The sequence below is a fragment of the Acidovorax sp. HMWF029 genome (genome assembly GCF_003060895.1).
GTDB lineage: Bacteria > Pseudomonadota > Gammaproteobacteria > Burkholderiales > Burkholderiaceae_C > Acidovorax.
Window position 1 is genome coordinate 116,078 of record NZ_QAIH01000225.1, and the last position, 19,692, is coordinate 135,769.

The window sequence follows — 19,692 nt, forward strand, 5'->3', positions numbered from 1 at the left end:
CTCATACCACCATGCGGCCCTTCACATGGGCCAGAATGTCGGCCACCGCCACCTTGGTGGCGGCAGTGTCTCGGCGGTGCTGGTACTCGACCGCACCTTCCTTGAGGCTCTTGTCGCCAATGGTCACGCGGTGCGGCACACCGATCAGCTCCCAGTCGGCAAACATGGCGCCGGGACGCTCGCCACGATCGTCCAAGATCACATCCACACCGGCTGCCAGCAGGTCGGCATAAAGCTGCTCGGCCGCAGCCTTGACGGCCTCGCTGCGGTCCATGCCCACGGGGCAGACCACCACGGTGAAGGGCGCGATCGCGTCGGGCCAGATGATGCCGCGCTCGTCATGGTTTTGCTCGATGGCGGCGGCGGGCAGACGCGTGACGCCGATGCCGTAGCAACCCATCTCGAAGAACGCGGGCTTGCCGTCGTCACCCAGGAAAGTGGCGTTCATACCCTTGCTGTACTTGGTACCCAGGTAGAACACATGGCCCACTTCGATACCGCGCTCAATAGCCAGCTCGCCCTTGCCATCGGGGGAACGGTCGCCCGCCACCACATTGCGCAGGTCGGCCACAGCATGGGGCTCAGGCAGGTCGCGGCCCCAGTTCACGCCAGTGATATGGAAATCCACCTCGTTGGCGCCGCAGATCCAGTCGGCCATGACGGCCACTTCACGGTCCACCACGATCTTGAGCGGCTTCTTGAGGCCAATGGGCCCCAGGTAGCCGGGCTTGCAGCCAAAATGGTCCTCGATCTCGGAGAGCGTGGCAAAGCGGAAGCCCGCCAGGCCAGGCACCTTGCCGACCTTGATCTCGTTCATGTCGTGGTCGCCGCGCAGCAGCAGCAGCCAGACCTGGCTCTTGACGATCTCACCTGTCTCGTTGGTTTCGTCCGTGGCCAGAACCAGCGACTTCACTGTGGTGCTCAAGGGTACCCCCAGCAACTCAGCCACCTCGGCGCAGGTACTCTTGCCCGGAGTTGCGGTCTTGGTCAGCGCCTGAGAGGCTGCGGCGCGCGGCCCTGCAGGCGCCAGGGCCTCAGCCTTTTCCATGTTGGCGGCGTAGTCGCTCTGTGGGCAATAGACGATCGCGTCCTCCCCCGTGGCAGCGATCACCTGGAACTCTTCGGACAGGTCACCACCGATGGCGCCGCTGTCGGCGGCCACGGCGCGGTAGGTCAGGCCGAAGCGATCAAAAATGCGGCGGTAGGCTTGGGCCATCACCTGGTAGCTTGCCTTGGCCGCCACTTGGTCACGGTCAAAGCTGTAGGCATCCTTCATGATGAACTCGCGGCCGCGCATCAGACCGAAACGGGGACGGCGCTCGTCGCGGAACTTGGTCTGGATCTGGTAGAAATTCTTCGGCAACTGCTTGTAGCTCTTGAGCTCCTGGCGCGCGATGTCAGTGATCACTTCTTCGCTGGTTGGCTGCACCACGAAGTCACGCCCGTGACGATCCTGAATGCGCAGCAGTTCAGGGCCCATCTTGTCAAACCGCCCGGTTTCCTGCCACAGCTCGGCGGGCTGTACCACAGGCATGGTCAACTCTACGGCGCCTGCGCGGTTCATCTCTTCCCGCACAATGGCCTCGACCTTGCGGATCACCTTGAGCCCCATGGGCATGTAGTTGTAGATGCCCGCGCCCAGCTTCTTGATCAGCCCTGCCCGCATCATGAGTTTGTGGCTGACCACTTCTGCGTCGGCCGGGGCTTCCTTGAGGGTGGAGATAAAGAATTGGGAGGCTTTCATCGGTATCGATTTCAGGCGGATCAGAGCGGCCCACTTGCTGCGCGCTAAGCGCCGTGCATAATGGACACAGTTTAAAAATTTGGGGTTTGATTATGCTTGACCGGGACGGCTTTCGGCCGAACGTCGGCATCATCCTGCTCAACCAGAGAAACCAGGTGTTCTGGGGCAAGCGCATACGCACCCACAGCTGGCAGTTTCCTCAGGGTGGCATTGACCGGGGCGAAACGCCCGAGCAAGCCATGTTCCGGGAACTGCACGAAGAGGTGGGATTATTGCCTGACCACGTGCGCGTGGTGGCCCGCACCCGGGACTGGTTGCGCTATGAGGTGCCTGACCGGTACATCCGCCGCGACGCGCGCGGACACTACAAGGGCCAGAAACAAATCTGGTATCTGCTCCAACTGGTGGGCCACGACTGGGACTTGAATCTCCGCGCGACCAACCACCCAGAGTTCGATGCCTGGCGCTGGAATGACTATTGGGTCCCCCTGGACGTGGTGGTCGAGTTCAAGCGGGGGGTCTACGAAATGGCCCTGACCGAACTGGCGCGCTACCTGCCTCGGCATGAGCAGCGCAACCGCTACTTGCGCAGTGGCATGCGGACACGAGAAGGCGAACATGCAGGGACGAGCATGTACCGCACGGGGTCCATGCTGATCAACCCGGGCATGGAACTTCCCCCTGGTGCCAGTTTTGACCCCGATCCGCAAAACAGCATGCCGGGTGAACTGGACGGGATTCCCCCACTCACCACGATCCCTCGCTGACATCCGCACCCACCAACAAAAAATGCCTGCAATCAGCAGGCATTTTTGTTGGTGGGCGCACAACGCACCAAAGTGAAAAGACGAAAAGCAGTCCGTGAGTCAAGCGCTCGCTGCGAGAACAAGATTGTCGCGGTGCACCATCTCCGGCTCCGCCACATAGCCCAGCAGTTTTTCAAACTCGGTCGAAGGCTTGCGGCACAGAAGGCGGGCCTCAGCTGCCGCATAGTTGGCCAGGCCCCGCGCGATCTCGACCCCGGAGGCATCCCGCACGGCAATCACATCGCCACGCGAAAAATCCCCCTCCACCGCCGTCATGCCTATCGGCAGCAGGCTTTTGCCTTCATCGCGCACCTTGGCGGCAGCCCCGGCATCCACCACAACGGAGCCGCGCAGCTGGAGGTGATCCGCCATCCATTGCTTACGGGCTTGCTTTTTCTGGGTTTGTGCAACTAGCAGGGTCCCCAAAGGCTCACCCCTGACCAAGCGCAGCAGCACATCGGGCTCCCGCCCCCAGGCGATCACGGTGGACGCGCCCGAGCCTGCTGCGCGCTTGGCCGCCAGGATTTTGGTGATCATGCCGCCCTTGCCGATGCTCGACCCCGCCCCTCCGGCCATGGCCTCCAGCGCCAGGTCCCCTGCCTTGGCTTCGTGCACGAATTGTGCTGCGGGGTCCCGGCGCGGGTCGGCGGTGTAAAGCCCTTTCTGATCTGTAAGGATGATCAGAGCGTCAGCCTCGACCAGATTGGCCACCAGCGCCCCCAAGGTGTCGTTGTCGCCAAACTTGATTTCGTCGTTGACGACCGTGTCGTTCTCATTGATCACTGGCACCACGCCCAAGCGCAGCAGCGTGAGCAGGGTGGAGCGCGCGTTCAGGTAGCGCTCGCGGTCAGCCAGATCAGCGTGGGTAAGCAGCACCTGGGCGCTGCCCATGCCCTCTTCGCGCAGCTTGGTCTCGTACATTTGCGCCAAGCCCATCTGCCCCACGGCGGCAGCGGCCTGCAACTCGTGGATTTCGTGCGGGCGCGTGGTCCAGCCCAAGCGCTTCATGCCCTCGGCAATCGCACCACTGGACACCATCACGACCTCGCGCGCCACCCCGCCATCGCCGCGCACCAGTGCCGCCAGCTGGCGGCTCCATTCACCGATGGCCGTTTCATCCAGGCCACGGCCTTCATTGGTCACAAGGCTGGAGCCCACCTTGACCACGATGCGGCGGGCATCTCGCAATACGCTGGAAACCATTGTTTGAATCATTTTTGGCTGCCACCGCCCACCCATCAAGCGCTAGCAGCTATTAAAATTATAGCGATCAGGCAAAAGACCCGGATACCTCTTGCATCAGGTGGGAGCGTCTCCGGCAAACCGAGGATCCACTTCCACCGGCTCGTTCTCCGTACGCTGCTCCGACTGCACATGGCGGAAGATCGCATGGATCAGAGACTCGCAGCCTTCACGCGTCAGCGCAGAAATCTCAAACACCGGTCCCTTCCACTTGAAGCGCTTCACAAAGTCTTTGACACGCGCCTCGCGCTCGTCGTCCGGCACCATGTCCAGTTTGTTCAGTACCAGCCAGCGGGGTTTGTTGTAGAGCTGCTGGTCGTACTTCTTCAGCTCGTTGACGATCGCCTTGGCCTGTGCCACCGGATCTACCGCGTCATCGAATGGCGCCAGATCCACGATGTGCAACAACAGGCGGGTGCGCTGCAGATGGCGCAGAAACTGGTGGCCCAGCCCTGCCCCCTCCGACGCGCCTTCGATCAGGCCGGGGATGTCCGCCACCACAAAACTTTGCTCGGGGCCCACGCGCACCACACCCAAATTCGGGTGCAGGGTGGTGAATGGGTAGTCGGCAATCTTTGGCCGCGCATTGGAAACCGCCGTGATGAAGGTGGACTTGCCAGCATTCGGCATACCCAGCAGGCCCACATCGGCCAGCACCTTCAGTTCCAGCTTGAGGTTCTTTTTTTCACCCGGCCAGCCCGGCGTTTTCTGGCGGGGCGCGCGGTTGATGGCACTCTTGAAGCGCAGGTTGCCGAACCCGCCATCGCCGCCCTTGGCGATGGTGATCACCTCGCCCGGAGTGAGCAACTCATACAGCACCTCACCCGTTTCCGCGTCGGTGATGATGGTGCCTACCGGCATTTTCAGGGTGATGTCGGCCCCGGCAGCGCCAAACATGTCCGAGCCCATGCCATGTTCGCCACGCTTGGCCTCGTGCCGGCGCGAGTAGCGAAAGTCCACCAGGGTGTTCAGGTTGGGGTCGGCAACGGCAAACACATGCCCGCCCCGCCCCCCGTCACCGCCATTGGGTCCGCCAAATTCCTTGTATTTTTCGTGCCGAAACGACACGCAGCCATTGCCGCCGTCACCGGCTGCAATGTCAATAAAGGCTTCATCGACGAACTTCATGGAATATCCAGTTTACAAAAGGGCGCCGGACAAACCGGCAGCCAACCGCCGATTGTGGCGGAACAGCGGAACGCCTTCCAGACGCCGCAGGCAGATGGCATGCGAGAACCACCCGTACAAACCAAACAACAAAGCCCCGGCAAAGCGGGGCTTCGTTGCTTGCCGGAGGAAAAATCCTCAGGCGGGAGTCACGTTGACCGTGGACTTGGACAATGCACCCTTGGTGCCAAACGACACGTGGCCGTCCACCAGGGCGAACAAGGTGTGATCCTTGCCGACGCCGACGTTGGTGCCGGGGTGGAAACGTGTGCCACGTTGGCGCACGATGATCGAGCCAGCGCTGATCAATTCACCACCGAACGCCTTGACACCCAGCATCTTTGGCTTGGAGTCGCGCCCGTTTCGCGTAGAGCCGCCGCCTTTTTTCTGTGCCATGACTCAGCTCCTTCGCTTAAGCGGCAATCGCACCGATTTGCAGCTCAGTGAACTGCTGGCGATGGCCTTGGCGTTTTTGATAGTGCTTGCGACGGCGCATCTTGAAGATGTGCACCTTGTCGTGCTTGCCGTGCGCCACCACAGTGGCTTTCACGGTTGCGCCGGACACCAGGGGAGTACCAACCTTCAGTTCAGCGCCGTTGCCGACAGCCAGAACCTGGTCGATCACGATCTCCTGGCCTACGTCCGCAGCAATCTGTTCTACTTTAATTTTTTCGCCGGAAGCAACGCGATACTGCTTGCCGCCGGTTTTTATGACCGCGTACATGTTGACCTCTTGATATGAGTTCCGCAGACGAATTTCCGCAGAGCCCGCTAGTATAGCGCATCACCCATCGTAGGTCCACCCCTCTTGAAGGCGAGCGCAACGCTCGCCCATCATGCAGCAAGGACCCTGCCCAGGTCTTCCTATAATCCAGGGCACTTTCTGTGACCGCCATCTTGACTGACCATACCGCCCCCGCAGCCTCCCCCCTCACGCTCGTTGCCCAGGACATGCACGAGGTCGACAAGGTCATTGAGCAGCGCCTGACATCCAGCGTGCCGCTGGTCGCCCAAATATCGCAGTACATCATCGCAGCTGGCGGCAAGCGGCTGCGGCCAGCACTGCTACTCATGGTGTGCGGCGCCCTGAACTATCGCGGCGCCCATCGGTTCAGCCTTGCTGCGGTGGTCGAATTGATTCACACAGCCACGCTGCTGCACGACGACGTGGTGGACGCATCGACTCTGCGCCGGGGGCGCCCCACGGCCAACGAAACCTTCGGCAATCCCGCTAGCGTGCTCGTGGGGGACTTCCTGCATACCCGCTCTTTCCAGATGATGGTGGAAGCAGGAAGCATGCGGATCATGGAAATCCTCTCGGAAGCCACCAACGTGATTGCCGAGGGCGAGGTGCTTCAGCTCATGAACATGCACGACGCCTCCCTGGACGAGGCGGGCTACCTTCGAGTGATCCGCTCAAAAACAGCAAAGCTGTTCGAAGCCAGCGCCAGACTTGGAGCCGTGCTGGCCGACAGCACACCCGAGATTGAGGAAGCTTGCGCCACTTACGGACAGGCGCTGGGCACAGCCTTTCAGATCATTGATGACGTCCTGGACTACGATGGCGACGCCGCTGAAATGGGCAAAAACCTGGGTGACGACCTCCGGGAAGGTAAGTCCACGCTTCCATTAATTGCAGCTATGGAGCGGGGCACCCCAAGCCAAGCACTCATTGTTCGCCAAGCCATCGAGCAAGGATCAACAGAGCAATTGAGCGAAATCATCCAAATTGTCCGAGCCACCGGCGCCCTGGACGTTACGCGCGCAGCAGCATTCGCCGAGGCCCGCCGGGCCATTGCCGCCGCGGAGCAACTCCCGGCAAATGCCCATTCAAAGGGCTTGCTAGAATTGGCAGCGCAATTGCTGGCACGGCGCAACTAAGCCGCGCATTACACCCGTCAGCGGGTGCCACACAATCAACGGGGTGTAGCTTAGCCTGGTAGAGCGCTACGTTCGGGACGTAGAGGCCGGAGGTTCGAATCCTCTCACCCCGACCATAAATCTCGGCCAAAAACATTCGCGCCGCTTGTGGCGCAGTTACCAATATCCTGCGCTGTACACCCCCCGCGCGATCGGTGATGATAGGATGGTTTCTTTTCCACACCTAACACATTACCGGTTTCATGGCCGCTGTTGATACTGTCCCCAAAGAAGCCTCTGCAGTCGCGCTCCCCGGACTGGGTCGGGCGTTGATGTCCGCCGGCAAACTGACGCAAAAGTCAGCCGAGGATATTTACAAAAAATCACAAGTCAGCCGCACCAGTTTTATCGCCGAATTGACAGGCTCTGGTGCGGTATCTGCAGCTGATTTGGCACACACGGTATCGGCCGTTTTTGGAGCTCCGCTGCTTGATCTGGATGCAATTGATCCATTGCGTCTGCCCAAAGAACTGCTGGACAACAAAATATGCCAAGCCTATCGAGTTGTTGTACTCAGCAAGCGCAACAACCGGTTAATCGTTGCCACAGCAGACCCCACAGACCAAGAAGCCGCGGAAAAAATCAAATTCACGACCCAGATGGGTGTGGATTGGATTATTGCAGAGTATGACAAGCTAAGTCGCCTCGTAGAAAAAACCACCAAATCGACCACTGAATCCATGGATACACTGGTGGGTGGAGGTGGTGATTTCGAGTTCGACGATGTCCCCATTGAGGATGCCCCTGAGGAAGCGGATACCGGCGTTACAGAAGTCGAAGACGCGCCCATCGTCAAGTTCCTTCACAAGATGCTTCTGGACGCTTTCAACATGCGGGCTTCCGATTTGCATTTTGAACCTTACGAACACCAATATCGTGTGCGCTTCCGAATCGATGGGGAGTTGCGTGAAATAGCTTCCCCCCCTATCGCCATCAAGGACAAGCTGGCCTCACGCATCAAAGTGATTTCGCGCCTGGATATCTCGGAAAAACGGGTTCCACAAGATGGCCGGATGAAGTTGAAGGTAGGCCCAGACAGGGTCATTGATTTTCGCGTGAGCACGTTGCCCACCTTGTTTGGTGAAAAAATCGTGATCCGCATTCTGGATCCGAGCAGTGCCAAACTGGGCATTGACGCCCTGGGCTACGAACCCGTAGAGAAGGAACGCCTGCTTCAGGCGATTGGTCGCCCCTACGGCATGATTTTGGTTACTGGACCGACTGGATCTGGCAAGACCGTTTCTCTCTATACCTGTCTGAATCTACTCAACAAACCAGGCGTCAATATTGCGACTGCTGAAGACCCTTCTGAAATCAATTTGCCTGGCGTCAACCAGGTCAATGTGAATGAAAAAGCAGGCCTGACATTTGCCGTCGCCCTCAAATCCTTTCTCCGTCAGGATCCCGACATCATCATGGTGGGGGAAATCCGGGATCTGGAAACTGCCGACATCTCGATCAAAGCCGCCCAGACCGGTCACTTGGTGCTATCCACACTGCACACCAACGATGCGCCCACGACATTGACACGGATGCGCAACATGGGCATTGCGCCCTTCAACATCGCATCCAGTGTGATTTTGATCACAGCACAGCGGCTGGCGCGCAGACTCTGCCCAGTATGCAAGGCTCCCGCCGACATCCCCCATGAAGCATTGCTGGAGGCTGGCTACAAGGAGGAAGAACTCGATGGCACATGGGTAACCTACCGCCCAGTGGGCTGCTCGGCATGCAACAACGGCTATAAAGGTCGGCTCGGCATTTACCAGGTTATGCCTATCTCCGAAGAAATACAGCGCATTATTTTGCGCGACGGAAGCGCCTTGGAAATCGCAGAACAAGCGCGGACTGAGGGTGTCCGCTCACTGCGAGAATCCGGACTCTACAAGGCCAAGCTCGGACTGACTTCGCTCGAAGAAGTTCTGGCTGTTACCAACGAATAGCATCGACTGATGAGGGCAGTATGGCTACCATAGCATCAAAGAGAGATATTCAAGACTTCGTCTTCGAATGGGAAGGTAAGGATCGCAATGGGAAAATCGTACGAGGAGAAATCCGTGCGGTTGGCGAGAACCAGGTTCAGGCAACCCTGCGACGCCAAGGTGTTTTCCCGACAAAAATCAAGAAGCGCCGAATGCGCTCTGGCAAAAAAATCAGGCCCAAAGATATCGCCTTGTTCACGCGTCAACTGGCAACCATGATGAAGGCGGGGGTTCCTCTGCTCCAAGCCTTCGACATTGTAGGGAGAGGCAACACCAACACCAGTGTTACCAAACTTCTCAATGACATCCGTGCGGACATTGAGACAGGTACATCGCTGAATGGAGCCTTCCGAAAATATCCGATGTATTTTGACAGCCTCTACTGCAACCTTGTCGAGGCAGGGGAGGCTGCAGGTATTTTGGAGGCGCTTTTGGATCGGCTCGCCACCTACATGGAAAAAACCGAGGCCATCAAATCGAAAATCAAGTCTGCCTTGATGTACCCGATATCCGTGATCATTGTTGCATTTGTTGTTGTAACAGTGATCATGATTTTTGTGATCCCAGCTTTCAAAGAAGTTTTCACATCCTTTGGCGCAGATTTGCCTGCCCCGACGCTTTTTGTGATGGCTGTTAGCGAAATTTTCGTCAAATGGTGGTGGCTGATCTTCGGCATCATAGGCGGCGGCTTTTTCTTCTTCATGCAGGCGTGGCGCCGCAACGAGAAGATGCAGATGTTCATGGATCGACTGCTTTTACGCATGCCCGTTTTTGGGGCGCTGATTGACAAATCTTGCGTTGCGCGCTGGACCCGGACCTTGTCCACTATGTTTGCGGCGGGCGTTCCCTTGGTCGAGGCGCTGGACTCGGTCGGGGGGGCCGCAGGCAACTCCGTGTACTCCCTGGCCACCGACAAGATTCAGCAGGAAGTCTCCACCGGCACCAGCCTGACCGCTGCCATGGGCAATGCGAACGTCTTCCCCTCCATGGTGCTGCAGATGTGTGCCATCGGGGAAGAATCCGGCTCCATTGACCACATGCTTGGCAAAGCGGCTGACTTTTACGAGTCCGAAGTGGACGACATGGTGGCCGGCCTGTCCAGCCTGATGGAGCCCATCATCATCGTGTTCCTGGGCACCTTGATTGGTGGAATCGTTGTTTCCATGTATCTCCCCATCTTCAAGCTCGGTCAGGTCGTGTGATGGAGTTCGAGGTCTGGTGGGGCGCCGCTTTGGGTGGCGTCATTGGTTTGCTGATTGGCAGCTTCCTGAACGTTGTGATTTACCGGCTGCCCAAGATGATGGAGCAGCAATGGGCGGCGGAGCTGGCCCAGCTCGAGGCAGAGAAACAAGACAAAGAACCTCCTGCGGACAAGCAGGAGGCCTTCAACCTAATGACCCCGCGGTCGCGCTGCCCCTCTTGCGGACATGCGGTGCGGTGGTATGAAAATGTCCCCGTCTTGAGTTATCTCTTCTTGCGGGGCCGCTGTTCGGCCTGCAAGACACCGATCCGCGCCCGGTACCCACTGGTCGAGCTGCTCACAGGAGCACTGTTCTTCTTCTGCATATACCGTTGGGGAGTGACCCCCGCCGGTTTTGCGTGGTGCGGATTTTCCGCCGCACTCGTGGCCTTGGCATTCATCGACTGGGACACCACCCTGTTGCCGGACGACATCACCCTGCCTTTGCTCTGGGCGGGCCTGCTCTCGGCGGCATTCCATTGGACGAATGTCCCGCTGCATGCGTCCGTGACAGGAGCTGCTGCCGGGTACCTGTCTTTGTGGCTGGTGTACTGGGGCTTCAAGCTGGCCACGGGCAAGGAGGGCATGGGGTATGGCGACTTCAAGCTGTTCGCCGCACTCGGCGCCTGGTTTGGATGGCAGGCACTGGTGCCTATCATTCTGATGTCGTCGATCATTGGCGCCATTGTCGGTATCGCAATGAAAATTTTCAGCAGCTTGCGCGAAGGGGGCTACATACCGTTTGGCCCTTTCCTCGTGGGTGCTGGGTTGACCGCGATGGCGTTTGGCCCCAACGCCATCCTCAATACCGTGTTGAATCTCCTGGGCCTCTAGCCCCTTCCCGACCATGGCAAACATAAGGTGCCCGGTGCGCCTGGGCCTGACCGGCGGCATTGGGAGTGGCAAAAGCACCGTGGGCGACATGTTCGCCTCGCTGGGTGCCACCATGATCGACGCAGACCAGATTGCTCGCGCGGTCACCGGCCGCGGCGGGGACGCAATGGACGCCATCCGCAGCGCATTCGGCGCGGCCTTCGTGGATGCCTCGGGGGCGCTGGACCGCACACGCATGCGCGAACTCGCCTTTAGTCAGCCAGAGGCACGCGCGCAGCTGGAGGCCATCGTGCACCCGCTCGTGACCCGCCAAAGCATCTTGCAAACACAGCAGGCCATTGCGGCAGGCTCCCGCCTGATCGTGCACGATATTCCGCTGCTGACGGAGTCTGGCCGGTGGGTCCAGCAGCTGGATGCCGTTGTGGTGGTGGACTGCCCTGTCGACACCCAGATTGAGCGGGTCATGCGCCGCAGTGGCCTCGCCCCCGACGTGGTACGGGGCATCATTGCATCTCAAGCCACCCGGCACGAGCGCCGGGCGGCCGCCGATGTCGTGATTGCCAACGGCCCCAATTGCACCTTGCCCGCATTGCAGGCCCAGGTGCGGCAGGCAGCCGCCTTGTTCGGGCTATGATGCATAAGAGCCCCCAGGAACCCGCCAGCGTGATCCTTTACGAATACCCCTTTAACGAGCGTCTCAGAACCTATCTGCGGCTTGAGCAGTTGTTCCGCCGGTTGGGGGAGCTGATCCCCCGCACCCATGCGCTCGACCACCACTTTGCCTTGGTCACGATCTTCGAGATCATGGACGTGGCAGCCCGTGCCGACCTGAAGTCGGACGTGCTCAAGGACATTGAAAAGCACAAGCACCAGCTCGATGGCTACCGCGGCAACCCCTCCATCTCTGAGGCCGCACTGGACGCGGTGATTGCACAGCTCGACCGGTGCTTCACCGCACTGAATGGGCAGAACGGGAAATCGGGCCATGCGCTGACCGAGAACGACTGGCTGATGAGCATTCGCAGCCGCATCGGCATTCCCGGCGGCACCTGCGGGTTCGATCTGCCGGCCTACTATGCGTGGCAACACCATGCCCCAGACGTCCGGCAGCAGGCGCTGGAGCAATGGGCGTCCACACTTGCGCCCCTGGCTGAATCGATTTATGTGCTGCTCAAGCTGTTGCGCGATTCGGGTGTGCCCCAGAAGGTGGCGGCTGAGCGTGGCCAGTTCCAGCAGAACCTGCCGCAAGGCCGCACCTTCCAGTTGCTGCGGCTGCGCATGGACCCGGCCCTGAACCTGATTCCCGAGATCAGTGGCAACCGCCTGATTGTGTCGGTGCGACTCATGCGACTCGAAGGAGACGGTCGCCTTCACGCCTGCAACGAGGACGCAGCGTTCGAACTCACACTGTGCGCCTGAGTCTGGGTACTTTCAGTAAACCATCCTGGTGACTTTGTGCGCACAACCTTGATTCGCCCACAAGCATGACCCGCTCCACATCCGCCACACCCGCTGCACGCACCGTGGTCTGCCCCAGCTGTGGCGGCGACAGCGTGTACAGCCCTGCCAATGCCTACCGCCCTTTTTGCAGCGAACGTTGCAAGCAGGTCGATCTGGGTGCCTGGGCCAGCGAGGACTTCCGCATGCCCGCCGAAGCCCCGCCTGCAGACGCGCAGTATGGCGATCCGCGCCAACAGCACTGATATACAGCGCCAAGCCAAAATACCGGCCATATATGGCCGCCTTCGCCTGACAGCAAAGCCTTTATAGCTATCAAAATAATAGCGAATTATTTCTACCGAATGCGCCGAAAGCAGGTGCAATGGCTTATTCGGGCGTGAACTCCAGGCCCCGCTCCTCAGCCAACCACTGCAGCACAGGGTAGGCGCCGGGCAGCACAGGCGCCACTGTCAACGGCATCTGCTGCCAGGCCATGGACTGGCCTTCGCGCATCTCGAACTCCCCCGTCCATGCCCAGACCTTGCACCAGTGCAGGCGCACCAGGGCATGGGGATAGTCGTGCTCCGTGACCTTCCAGACGCTGGCCGCCCCGATGGTCACGCCCAGTTCCTCAATCAGCTCGCGGCGCAGCGCCTCTTCCACCGTCTCGCCCGCCTCCAGCTTGCCGCCCGGAAACTCCCAGTAGCCTGCGTACGGCTTGCCGGGCGGGCGGGTGGACAGCAGCATGGCGCCATCTTCGCGCAGCAGGATGCCCACGGCCACCTCGGTGTGCTTGCGTGTTGTTTCAGCCACTGTGCCGCCCCGCATAGTCGCGCGCAAACTGGTAGGCCACGCGGCCGCTGCGCGAGCCCCGTTCCAACGCCCAGACCAGCGCCTCGGGCCGAGCTGCTGCAATGGCAGAGGCAGGCACGCCCAGCGACGACAGCCATTGCGCCGTGATGGTCAGGTACTCCTCCTGGCTGAACGGGTAGAAGCTCACCCACAGACCAAAACGCTCCGACAGGGAAATTTTTTCTTCCACCACCTCGCCGGGATGCACCTCGCCATCCTCGGTGTGGGTGTAGGTGAGGTTTTCCTTCATATACTCCGGCAGCAGGTGGCGCCGGTTGCTCGTGGCGTAGATCAGCACATTGGGCGTAGCGGCGGCCACCGAGCCGTCGAGGATGGACTTGAGCGCCTTGTAGCCGGGCTCACCATCTTCAAAGCTCAGGTCATCGCAGAAGACGATGAATTTCTCCGGCCGCGCAGACACCACGTCCACGATGTCGGGCAGATCGGTCAGATCGGCCTTGTCCACTTCGATAAGGCGCAGGCCCTGCCCCGCATAGGCATTCAGACACGCCTTGATGAGCGAGGACTTGCCGGTGCCGCGTGCGCCGGTCAGCAGCACGTTGTTGGCGGGCTTGCCTTGCACAAACTGTTGCGTGTTGCGCTCGATCTTTTCCTTCTGGGGATCGATCTCTTTGAGGTCCGCCAGCGCCATCGCGGCCACATGGCGCACCGGCTCCAGGGTGCCATGGCCACTGCTGCGCTTGCGGTAGCGCCAGGCGATGGCGGCCGACCAGTCGGGCGCCGAGAGCGGCTGGGGCAGCACGGATTCGATGCGGGCGATGAGCTGCTCGGCGCGCTCGATCAGATGTTCAAATTTCTGGTTCATTTTGGCATCTACCGCGCGTCCATCATGCGCCAGCAGCTATCAAATCAGGAGTATTGCGGTGAATCAGGAGCGGTAGTCCGCGTTGATCGTCACATATTCGTGGCTGAAATCGCAGGTCCACACCGTGTCCGCAGCCTCGCCACGGCCCAGCAGCACGCGCACGGTGATCTCGGCCTGCTTCATCACGCGCTGGCCGTCTTCCTCGCGGTAGGCGGGGTTGCGACCGCCCTGCACGGCCACATGCACGTCGTCCAGGTACAGGTCGATGCCAGTCTGGTCCAGGTCGTCGATGCCCGCATAGCCCACGGCTGCCAGGATGCGGCCCAGGTTCGGGTCGCTGGCAAAGAAGGCGGTCTTGACCAGGGGCGAATGGGCAATCGCATAGGCCACCTTGCGGCACTCATCGCCCGTCTTGCCGCCTTCCACCCGCACGGTGATGAATTTGGTGGCGCCTTCGCCATCACGCACGATGGCCTGGGCCAGCTTCTGCGACACAGCCAGCATCGCGGCCTTGAGCGCCTGGCCCTCGGCGCTGTCGAGCGACGTGATGGGCGCGTGCGCGGCCTTGTTGGTGGCCACCACAACGAAAGAGTCGTTGGTCGAGGTGTCGCCGTCGATGGTCACGCGATTGAAGGAGCCATCGGCCAGCTCGCGCGCCAGCTGCTGCATCACGGCAGGGGCCACGCAGGCGTCGGTGGCCAGAAAGCCCAGCATGGTCGCCATGTTGGGGCGGATCATGCCCGCGCCCTTGCTGATGCCGGTGATGGATACCGTGGCGCCGCCAATCTGCGCCTGCGCCGAGAAGGCCTTGGGCAGCGTGTCCGTGGTCATAATGCCTTCGGCTGCACGGCCCCAGTGGCCGGGCTGCGCATCGGCAATCGCAGCAGGCAGGCCCGCCTCGATACGGTCGTTGGGCAAGGGCTCCATGATCACGCCGGTGGAAAACGGCAGGATCTGCTCAGGCGCCACGCTCAGTTGCCGCGCGAGTGCAATGCAGGTAGAGCGCGCACGCGCCAGGCCGTCCGCACCCGTGCCCGCGTTGGCGTTGCCGGTGTTGATGACCATGGCACGGATCGACTGGCCTGCTTGTTGTTGGCTCAGGTGTTCGCGGCTGATCTGAACCGGGGCCGCACAGAACCGGTTCTGAGTGAACACGCCTGCCACGCTGGCACCTTCGTCCAGCAGGAAGACCGTCAGGTCCTTGCGGTTGGCCTTGCGGACACCGGCTTCGGCAACACCGATACGAACGCCAGCAATCGGGTACAGATCGGCGGCTACAGGGGCAACGAGATTCACAGGCATGGGACAGGGCCTTTCTATCGGGGGAAGGGAGTCGAATGCATCGCGGCTGTGCAGCGCAGGCATCCGTCAATGAAAACTGCGGCCGATTATCCGGAAAACCGTGGCGCGCCAATGAAAACACGGGCCGAAGCCCGTGTTGTGTAGATCAGGTGATCAAGCGAGTTTGCCGTGGCACTGCTTGTACTTCTTGCCGCTGCCGCAGGGGCAGGGGTCGTTGCGGCCCACGCGGATGCCCTCCGGCAGGGCCTGGCCCACTGTTTGGGCATCGACCGTGGTCTCCACCTCGCCCGTTTCCGTGGGGGCGGTGTAGGTCACGTTGGCGATGCTCTCGGCGCGGCTTTCCATGTCCTGTGCGGCTTGGTCCAGCTGGGCCTGGGACTGGATCTGCACGGTCATGAGGATCTTGGTGACCTCGTTCTTGACCTGGTCGATCAGTTGGCGGAACAGCTCGAAGGCTTCGCGCTTGTATTCCTGCTTGGGCTGCTTTTGTGCGTAGCCGCGCAGGTGGATGCCCTGGCGCAGGTAGTCGAGCGCAGAGAGGTGGTCGCGCCAGTTGGAGTCAAAGTTCTGCAGCAGCACCACGCGCTCGAACTGCGTGAAGTTGTCGCGGCCCACCTGCTCTACCTTGGTATCAAACGAGGCGTTGGCAGCCAGCAGCACCTTTTCCAGGATTTCGTCGTCGGTGACGCTGCTCGCACCCTGCACTTCCTGTTGCAACGCAATCGACACCTGCCACTCTTCGGCCAGCACCTTTTCCAGGGCGGGCAGGTCCCACTGCTCTTCCACCGATTCGACGGGCACGTACTGGCGCACGAGATCGGTCATGCAGTCTTCGCGCATCGCTGCAATCACGTCCGACAGATCGGAAGCGTCAAGGATGTCGTTGCGCTGTTGGTAAATGACCTTGCGCTGGTCGTTGGCCACATCGTCGTATTCCAGCAATTGCTTGCGGACGTCGAAGTTGCGGGCTTCCACCTTGCGCTGGGCCGACTCGATGGAGCGCGTCACGATACCTGCTTCGATGGCTTCGCCATCGGGCATCTTCAGGCGGTCCATGATCGCCTTGACACGGTCACCCGCAAAGATGCGCATCAGCGAATCGTCGAGGCTCAGGTAGAAGCGCGACGAACCGGGGTCGCCTTGGCGGCCGGAGCGGCCCCGCAGCTGGTTGTCGATGCGGCGGGACTCGTGGCGCTCGGTGGCGATGATGCGCAGACCGCCCAAGGCCTTGACCTTCTCGTGGTCGACCTTCCACTGCTCGCGCAGCGCGGCCACCTTGGCTGCACGGTCGGCTTCCGACAAGGTCTCGTCGGCTTCGATTGCAGCCACATCCTTTTCGATGTTGCCGCCCAGCACGATGTCAGTGCCGCGGCCTGCCATGTTGGTGGCAATGGTGATCATGCCGGCACGCCCCGCCTGGGCCACGATGTCGGCCTCGCGGGCGTGCTGCTTGGCGTTCAGCACTTGGTGCGGCAGGTTTTCCTTGATCAGCAGCTGGTCGATGATCTCGGAGTTCTCGATCGACGTGGTGCCCACCAGCACCGGCTGGCCACGTTCGTGGCATTCACGAATGTCCTTGATGGCGGCTTCGTACTTCTCGCGGGTGGTCTTGTAGACGCGGTCGAGCTGGTCGTCGCGCTTGCTCGGGCGGTTGGGCGGGATGACCACGGTTTCGAGGCCGTAGATTTCCTGAAACTCGTAGGCCTCGGTGTCAGCCGTGCCGGTCATGCCAGCGAGCTTGCTGTAGAGGCGGAAATAGTTCTGGAAGGTGATGGAAGCCAGCGTCTGGTTCTCGGCCTGGATCTTCAGGCCTTCCTTGGCTTCCACGGCCTGGTGCAGGCCTTCGCTCCAGCGGCGACCCGACATCAGGCGGCCGGTGAACTCGTCCACGATCACGATCTCACCGTTCTGCACCACATAGTGCTGGTCGCGGTGATACAGGTGGTTGGCACGCAGCGCGGCGTAAAGGTGGTGCATCAGCGTGATGTTGGCTGGGTCGTACACCGAGGCGCCTTCGGCAATCAGGCCATGGCTGGCGAGCACGCGCTCGGCGGTCTCGTGGCCTTGTTCGGTCAGGAACACCTGGTGGCTCTTTTCGTCCACGGTGAAGTCGCCGGGTTTGGTCACGCCCTCGCCCGTGCGGGGGTCGGCTTCGCCTTCCTGGCGCACCAGCAGGGGCACCACCTTGTTCATGGCGATGTAGGTCGCGGTGTGGTCCTCGGCCTGGCCGCTGATGATCAGGGGCGTGCGCGCCTCGTCGATCAGGATGGAGTCCACCTCGTCGACGATGGCGAAGTTCAGGCCTTGCTGCACACGATCAGCGGCCTCATAGACCATGTTGTCGCGCAGGTAGTCGAAGCCGTATTCGTTGTTCGTGCCGTAAGTGATGTCGGCGCGGTAGGCCTCTTGCTTCTGCTCGCGGGGCATATTGGGCAGGTTGATGCCCACCGTGAGGCCCAGGAAGTTGTACAGGCGCCCCATCCACTGTGCATCGCGGTTAGCAAGGTAGTCGTTCACCGTCACCACGTGCACACCCTTGCCCGAGAGGGCATTGAGGTACACCGGCAGCGTGGCGGTCAGCGTCTTGCCCTCGCCCGTGCGCATTTCTGAGATCTTGCCGTAGTGCAGCGCCATGCCGCCCAGCATCTGCACATCGAAGTGGCGCATCTTCATGATGCGCTTGGAGCCTTCGCGGACCACTGCAAAGGCTTCGGGGAGGATGTCGTCCAGCGACGTGCCCTTGGCTACGCGCTCCTTGAACTCCTGCGTCTTGGCCTTGAGCTGCTCGTCCGACAGCTTCTCGTACTCGGGCTCCATCGCATTGATGCGTGACACCGTCTTGCGGTACTGCTTGAGGAGCCGGTCATTGCGGCTGCCGAATATTTTGGTGAGGAAGTTGGTGGCCATGCGAACAGGACCGCCTGCCCGCTGCAATCAGCGCGCCAAGCGACCGAAATCCCTAAGATGAATTGAGTTCAGGTGGGTCCTTTGGCCAGGTTTGCAACCCAGGCAATGAACACCGGACCCGCGATTTTACCTGCCCTGTGTGGGTCCAGTCCCTTGTGCAGCCACCACCTGCGCATTGGTGGACGTGCCCCCCGCACTCAGAAACTTCTGGGGGTCTTGAAAAACCCCTTGCACCAGCACCTCAAAATGTAGATGTGGCCCCGTAGAACGCCCTGTCGTGCCGATTTCAGCGATCTTCTGGCCTCGGCGCACTATATCCCCCTGCTTCACAAGGGTACGCGAGGCATGAGCATAACGCGTGACCAGCTGGTTGCCATGGTCCACCTCGATCATGTTGCCGTAGGCTGGGTGGTATTCCTGCGTCACAACCACGCCCCCTGCAGCCGCCAGGATGGGGGTTCCTGTGTCCGCCTGAAAGTCCAGGCCGGTGTGCAAGGCCGACTGGCCGGTGATCGGGTCCAGGCGCCAGCCAAACCCCGACCCCGCAGCCCGCCCTGTCACGGGCGCATGTGTGGGCACCATCTTCTTGCGGATGTGCTGGTCAAACAAACGGGATTCGAGCACAGTCATCAAATCCACCCGCTGGTTGGTCAGGCGCTCCAGTTCATCAAGGGTGGTTTGCAGCTCTTCCATGGACAGGTTGCGGGCACTCACCAGCGCTCCGCCGCGCGCATCGGCTTTCTGGATATCCCCCGGCGCCATACCCGCCAGGCCCAGCACACGCTCACCCAGCGACTCCAGCTGCACCATGCGGGCCTGCATCTCGCCCACGCGGCGCGCCATGGCATCCAGGTTGGCGCGCATGAATCGGTCGCGTTCTGCAAATTCATCCTTGACCACCAGTCGCACCAGAGAGCCAACAACAGGCCAGCCTTCGCGCGCACCTTTCAAAAAGACCCAGTGGTACAAGGTCGCAGCTACCAACATGAGGCACAGCGAAACCGCAAGGCCCACCAAGAGCAGACGGGTACCAGACAGATGAATGGCCCGGCTGCGCGCCAACCTGGCGTCCGTGATAATCAAATGCACTACGATTTCCCCACGCCCGAAGACGCCACACCATGAATCGCCGCCATCACGCTGTATCCGTGCAGCAAGCCAGCGCGGAATCCCCCACGCTGGCCAGGCTGACAGCACTGACACGCGACTCCAGTGATCGGCTCAAGGCCATTGAATTGCTGATACCCGCAGCCTTGCGTCCAGCCATCCAGGCAGGCCCCATCGATGGGGACAGCTGGTGCCTGCTGGTCAAGAGCAATGCTGCGGCGGCAAAAATACGCCAACTACTGCCTGCTTTGCAGGCGCATTTGCGCAGCCGGGGGTGGGAGGTTAACGCGATTCGCCTGAAAGTTCAAACCTGACGGCCAACG

Annotated in this window: 19 protein-coding genes and 1 tRNA gene; 10 read left to right on the forward strand and 10 right to left on the reverse strand. The window is 60.7% G+C overall.

Translation table 11 applies throughout. The features are described 5' to 3' along the window. Position 1 precedes the first annotated feature (1 nt). The gene (locus DBR12_RS16275) at positions 2-1,744 is read right to left on the reverse strand and encodes a proline--tRNA ligase (RefSeq protein ID WP_108618208.1); all 1,743 of its coding nucleotides are present in this window, start codon (positions 1,742-1,744) and stop codon (positions 2-4) included. Between the two features lie 92 nt (positions 1,745-1,836). Between DBR12_RS16275 and DBR12_RS16280 the strand changes: the two genes are divergently transcribed. Further along, positions 1,837-2,511, forward strand: coding sequence for an RNA pyrophosphohydrolase (locus tag DBR12_RS16280; protein WP_108618209.1), 675 nt, complete (start codon positions 1,837-1,839; stop codon positions 2,509-2,511). Positions 2,512-2,610: 99 nt separating this feature from the next. On the opposite strand, the gene proB is transcribed toward DBR12_RS16280, so the two are convergent. From proB to rplU, 4 genes are all read right to left on the reverse strand, one after another. Continuing rightward, positions 2,611-3,753 carry a glutamate 5-kinase gene (gene proB, locus DBR12_RS16285; protein ID WP_108618210.1) on the reverse strand — a complete coding sequence of 381 codons (1,143 nt, stop codon included), beginning with the start codon at positions 3,751-3,753 and terminating at the stop codon, positions 2,611-2,613. Between the two features lie 96 nt (positions 3,754-3,849). Further along, positions 3,850-4,920 carry an Obg family GTPase CgtA gene (gene cgtA, locus DBR12_RS16290; protein ID WP_108618211.1) on the reverse strand — a complete coding sequence of 357 codons (1,071 nt, stop codon included), beginning with the start codon at positions 4,918-4,920 and terminating at the stop codon, positions 3,850-3,852. A gap of 177 nt (positions 4,921-5,097) precedes the next feature. Then, positions 5,098-5,355 (reverse strand): 50S ribosomal protein L27, encoded by a 258-nt coding sequence (gene rpmA, locus DBR12_RS16295; RefSeq protein WP_005794180.1) that lies wholly within the window; start codon positions 5,353-5,355, stop codon positions 5,098-5,100. Positions 5,356-5,371: 16 nt separating this feature from the next. Next, positions 5,372-5,683 (reverse strand): 50S ribosomal protein L21, encoded by a 312-nt coding sequence (gene rplU / locus DBR12_RS16300; protein ID WP_005794184.1) that lies wholly within the window; start codon positions 5,681-5,683, stop codon positions 5,372-5,374. A gap of 227 nt (positions 5,684-5,910) precedes the next feature. Between rplU and DBR12_RS16305 the strand changes: the two genes are divergently transcribed. The 8 genes from DBR12_RS16305 (at position 5,911) to DBR12_RS16340 (ending at position 12,638) form a co-directional block, all read left to right on the forward strand. Next, positions 5,911-6,840, forward strand: coding sequence for a polyprenyl synthetase family protein (locus tag DBR12_RS16305; RefSeq protein WP_108618307.1), 930 nt, complete (start codon positions 5,911-5,913; stop codon positions 6,838-6,840). 39 nt (positions 6,841-6,879) lie between these two features. Beyond that, positions 6,880-6,956, forward strand: a tRNA-Pro gene (locus tag DBR12_RS16310). 126 nt (positions 6,957-7,082) lie between these two features. After that, entirely contained in the window at positions 7,083-8,822 is a 1,740-nt protein-coding gene (gene pilB, locus DBR12_RS16315; protein ID WP_108618212.1) for a type IV-A pilus assembly ATPase PilB, read from the forward strand. A gap of 20 nt (positions 8,823-8,842) precedes the next feature. Beyond that, a complete protein-coding gene (locus DBR12_RS16320; protein ID WP_108618213.1) occupies positions 8,843-10,063 on the forward strand; it encodes a type II secretion system F family protein in 1,221 nt (406 codons plus the stop codon). After that, positions 10,063-10,935, forward strand: coding sequence for an A24 family peptidase (locus DBR12_RS16325; RefSeq protein ID WP_108618214.1), 873 nt, complete (start codon positions 10,063-10,065; stop codon positions 10,933-10,935). Before DBR12_RS16320 ends, DBR12_RS16325 begins: the two co-directional genes overlap by 1 nt. A 13-nt stretch (positions 10,936-10,948) precedes the next feature. After that, positions 10,949-11,569, forward strand: coding sequence for a dephospho-CoA kinase (gene coaE, locus DBR12_RS16330; RefSeq protein ID WP_108618215.1), 621 nt, complete (start codon positions 10,949-10,951; stop codon positions 11,567-11,569). A 29-nt stretch (positions 11,570-11,598) separates the two neighbouring features. Further along, positions 11,599-12,354 carry a cell division protein ZapD gene (gene zapD, locus DBR12_RS16335; protein WP_108618308.1) on the forward strand — a complete coding sequence of 252 codons (756 nt, stop codon included), beginning with the start codon at positions 11,599-11,601 and terminating at the stop codon, positions 12,352-12,354. Between the two features lie 65 nt (positions 12,355-12,419). Beyond that, a complete protein-coding gene (locus DBR12_RS16340; RefSeq protein ID WP_108618216.1) occupies positions 12,420-12,638 on the forward strand; it encodes a DNA gyrase inhibitor YacG in 219 nt (72 codons plus the stop codon). Positions 12,639-12,762: 124 nt separating this feature from the next. Here the strand turns inward: DBR12_RS16340 and DBR12_RS16345 are convergent, their stop codons facing one another. The 5 genes from DBR12_RS16345 to DBR12_RS16365 form a co-directional block, all read right to left on the reverse strand. Then, the gene (locus tag DBR12_RS16345; protein ID WP_108618217.1) at positions 12,763-13,203 is read right to left on the reverse strand and encodes an NUDIX domain-containing protein; all 441 of its coding nucleotides are present in this window, start codon (positions 13,201-13,203) and stop codon (positions 12,763-12,765) included. After that, entirely contained in the window at positions 13,181-14,053 is an 873-nt protein-coding gene (locus DBR12_RS16350) for an ATP-binding protein (RefSeq protein WP_108618218.1), read from the reverse strand. The genes DBR12_RS16345 and DBR12_RS16350 overlap by 23 nt, the downstream gene beginning before the upstream one ends. A 63-nt stretch (positions 14,054-14,116) precedes the next feature. Continuing rightward, entirely contained in the window at positions 14,117-15,355 is a 1,239-nt protein-coding gene (gene argJ / locus DBR12_RS16355) for a bifunctional glutamate N-acetyltransferase/amino-acid acetyltransferase ArgJ (protein ID WP_108618219.1), read from the reverse strand. Between the two features lie 153 nt (positions 15,356-15,508). Continuing rightward, positions 15,509-18,262: a preprotein translocase subunit SecA gene (gene secA, locus DBR12_RS16360; RefSeq protein WP_108618220.1), complete on the reverse strand. Its 2,754-nt coding sequence runs from the start codon at positions 18,260-18,262 to the stop codon at positions 15,509-15,511. A 126-nt stretch (positions 18,263-18,388) separates the two neighbouring features. Next, a complete protein-coding gene (locus DBR12_RS16365) occupies positions 18,389-19,351 on the reverse strand; it encodes a M23 family metallopeptidase (protein ID WP_108618221.1) in 963 nt (320 codons plus the stop codon). Positions 19,352-19,383: 32 nt separating this feature from the next. Here DBR12_RS16365 and DBR12_RS16370 point away from each other — a divergent pair, with 32 nt between their 5' ends. Next, positions 19,384-19,683, forward strand: a complete 300-nt coding sequence (locus DBR12_RS16370) for a hypothetical protein (RefSeq protein WP_108618222.1) — start codon at positions 19,384-19,386, stop codon at positions 19,681-19,683. Positions 19,684-19,692 lie beyond the last annotated feature (9 nt).

Bases quoted from the DNA above. Each gene is read 5' to 3' on its own strand.
- DBR12_RS16275 (WP_108618208.1), bottom strand. From the start codon at position 1,744: ATGAAAGCCTCCCAATTCTTTATCTCCACCCTCAAGGAAGCCCCGGCC.
- rpmA (WP_005794180.1), bottom strand. From the start codon at position 5,355: ATGGCACAGAAAAAAGGCGGCGGCTCTACGCGAAACGGGCGCGACTCC.
- DBR12_RS16370 (WP_108618222.1), top strand. From the start codon at position 19,384: ATGAATCGCCGCCATCACGCTGTATCCGTGCAGCAAGCCAGCGCGGAA.
- argJ (WP_108618219.1), bottom strand. From the start codon at position 15,355: ATGCCTGTGAATCTCGTTGCCCCTGTAGCCGCCGATCTGTACCCGATT.
- DBR12_RS16325 (WP_108618214.1), top strand. From the start codon at position 10,063: ATGGAGTTCGAGGTCTGGTGGGGCGCCGCTTTGGGTGGCGTCATTGGT.
- DBR12_RS16305 (WP_108618307.1), top strand. From the start codon at position 5,911: ATGCACGAGGTCGACAAGGTCATTGAGCAGCGCCTGACATCCAGCGTG.
- pilB (WP_108618212.1), top strand. From the start codon at position 7,083: ATGGCCGCTGTTGATACTGTCCCCAAAGAAGCCTCTGCAGTCGCGCTC.
- DBR12_RS16320 (WP_108618213.1), top strand. From the start codon at position 8,843: ATGGCTACCATAGCATCAAAGAGAGATATTCAAGACTTCGTCTTCGAA.
- DBR12_RS16280 (WP_108618209.1), top strand. From the start codon at position 1,837: ATGCTTGACCGGGACGGCTTTCGGCCGAACGTCGGCATCATCCTGCTC.
- DBR12_RS16350 (WP_108618218.1), bottom strand. From the start codon at position 14,053: ATGAACCAGAAATTTGAACATCTGATCGAGCGCGCCGAGCAGCTCATC.
- secA (WP_108618220.1), bottom strand. From the start codon at position 18,262: ATGGCCACCAACTTCCTCACCAAAATATTCGGCAGCCGCAATGACCGG.
- DBR12_RS16340 (WP_108618216.1), top strand. From the start codon at position 12,420: ATGACCCGCTCCACATCCGCCACACCCGCTGCACGCACCGTGGTCTGC.
- cgtA (WP_108618211.1), bottom strand. From the start codon at position 4,920: ATGAAGTTCGTCGATGAAGCCTTTATTGACATTGCAGCCGGTGACGGC.
- proB (WP_108618210.1), bottom strand. From the start codon at position 3,753: ATGGTTTCCAGCGTATTGCGAGATGCCCGCCGCATCGTGGTCAAGGTG.
- DBR12_RS16345 (WP_108618217.1), bottom strand. From the start codon at position 13,203: ATGCGGGGCGGCACAGTGGCTGAAACAACACGCAAGCACACCGAGGTG.
- rplU (WP_005794184.1), bottom strand. From the start codon at position 5,683: ATGTACGCGGTCATAAAAACCGGCGGCAAGCAGTATCGCGTTGCTTCC.
- coaE (WP_108618215.1), top strand. From the start codon at position 10,949: ATGGCAAACATAAGGTGCCCGGTGCGCCTGGGCCTGACCGGCGGCATT.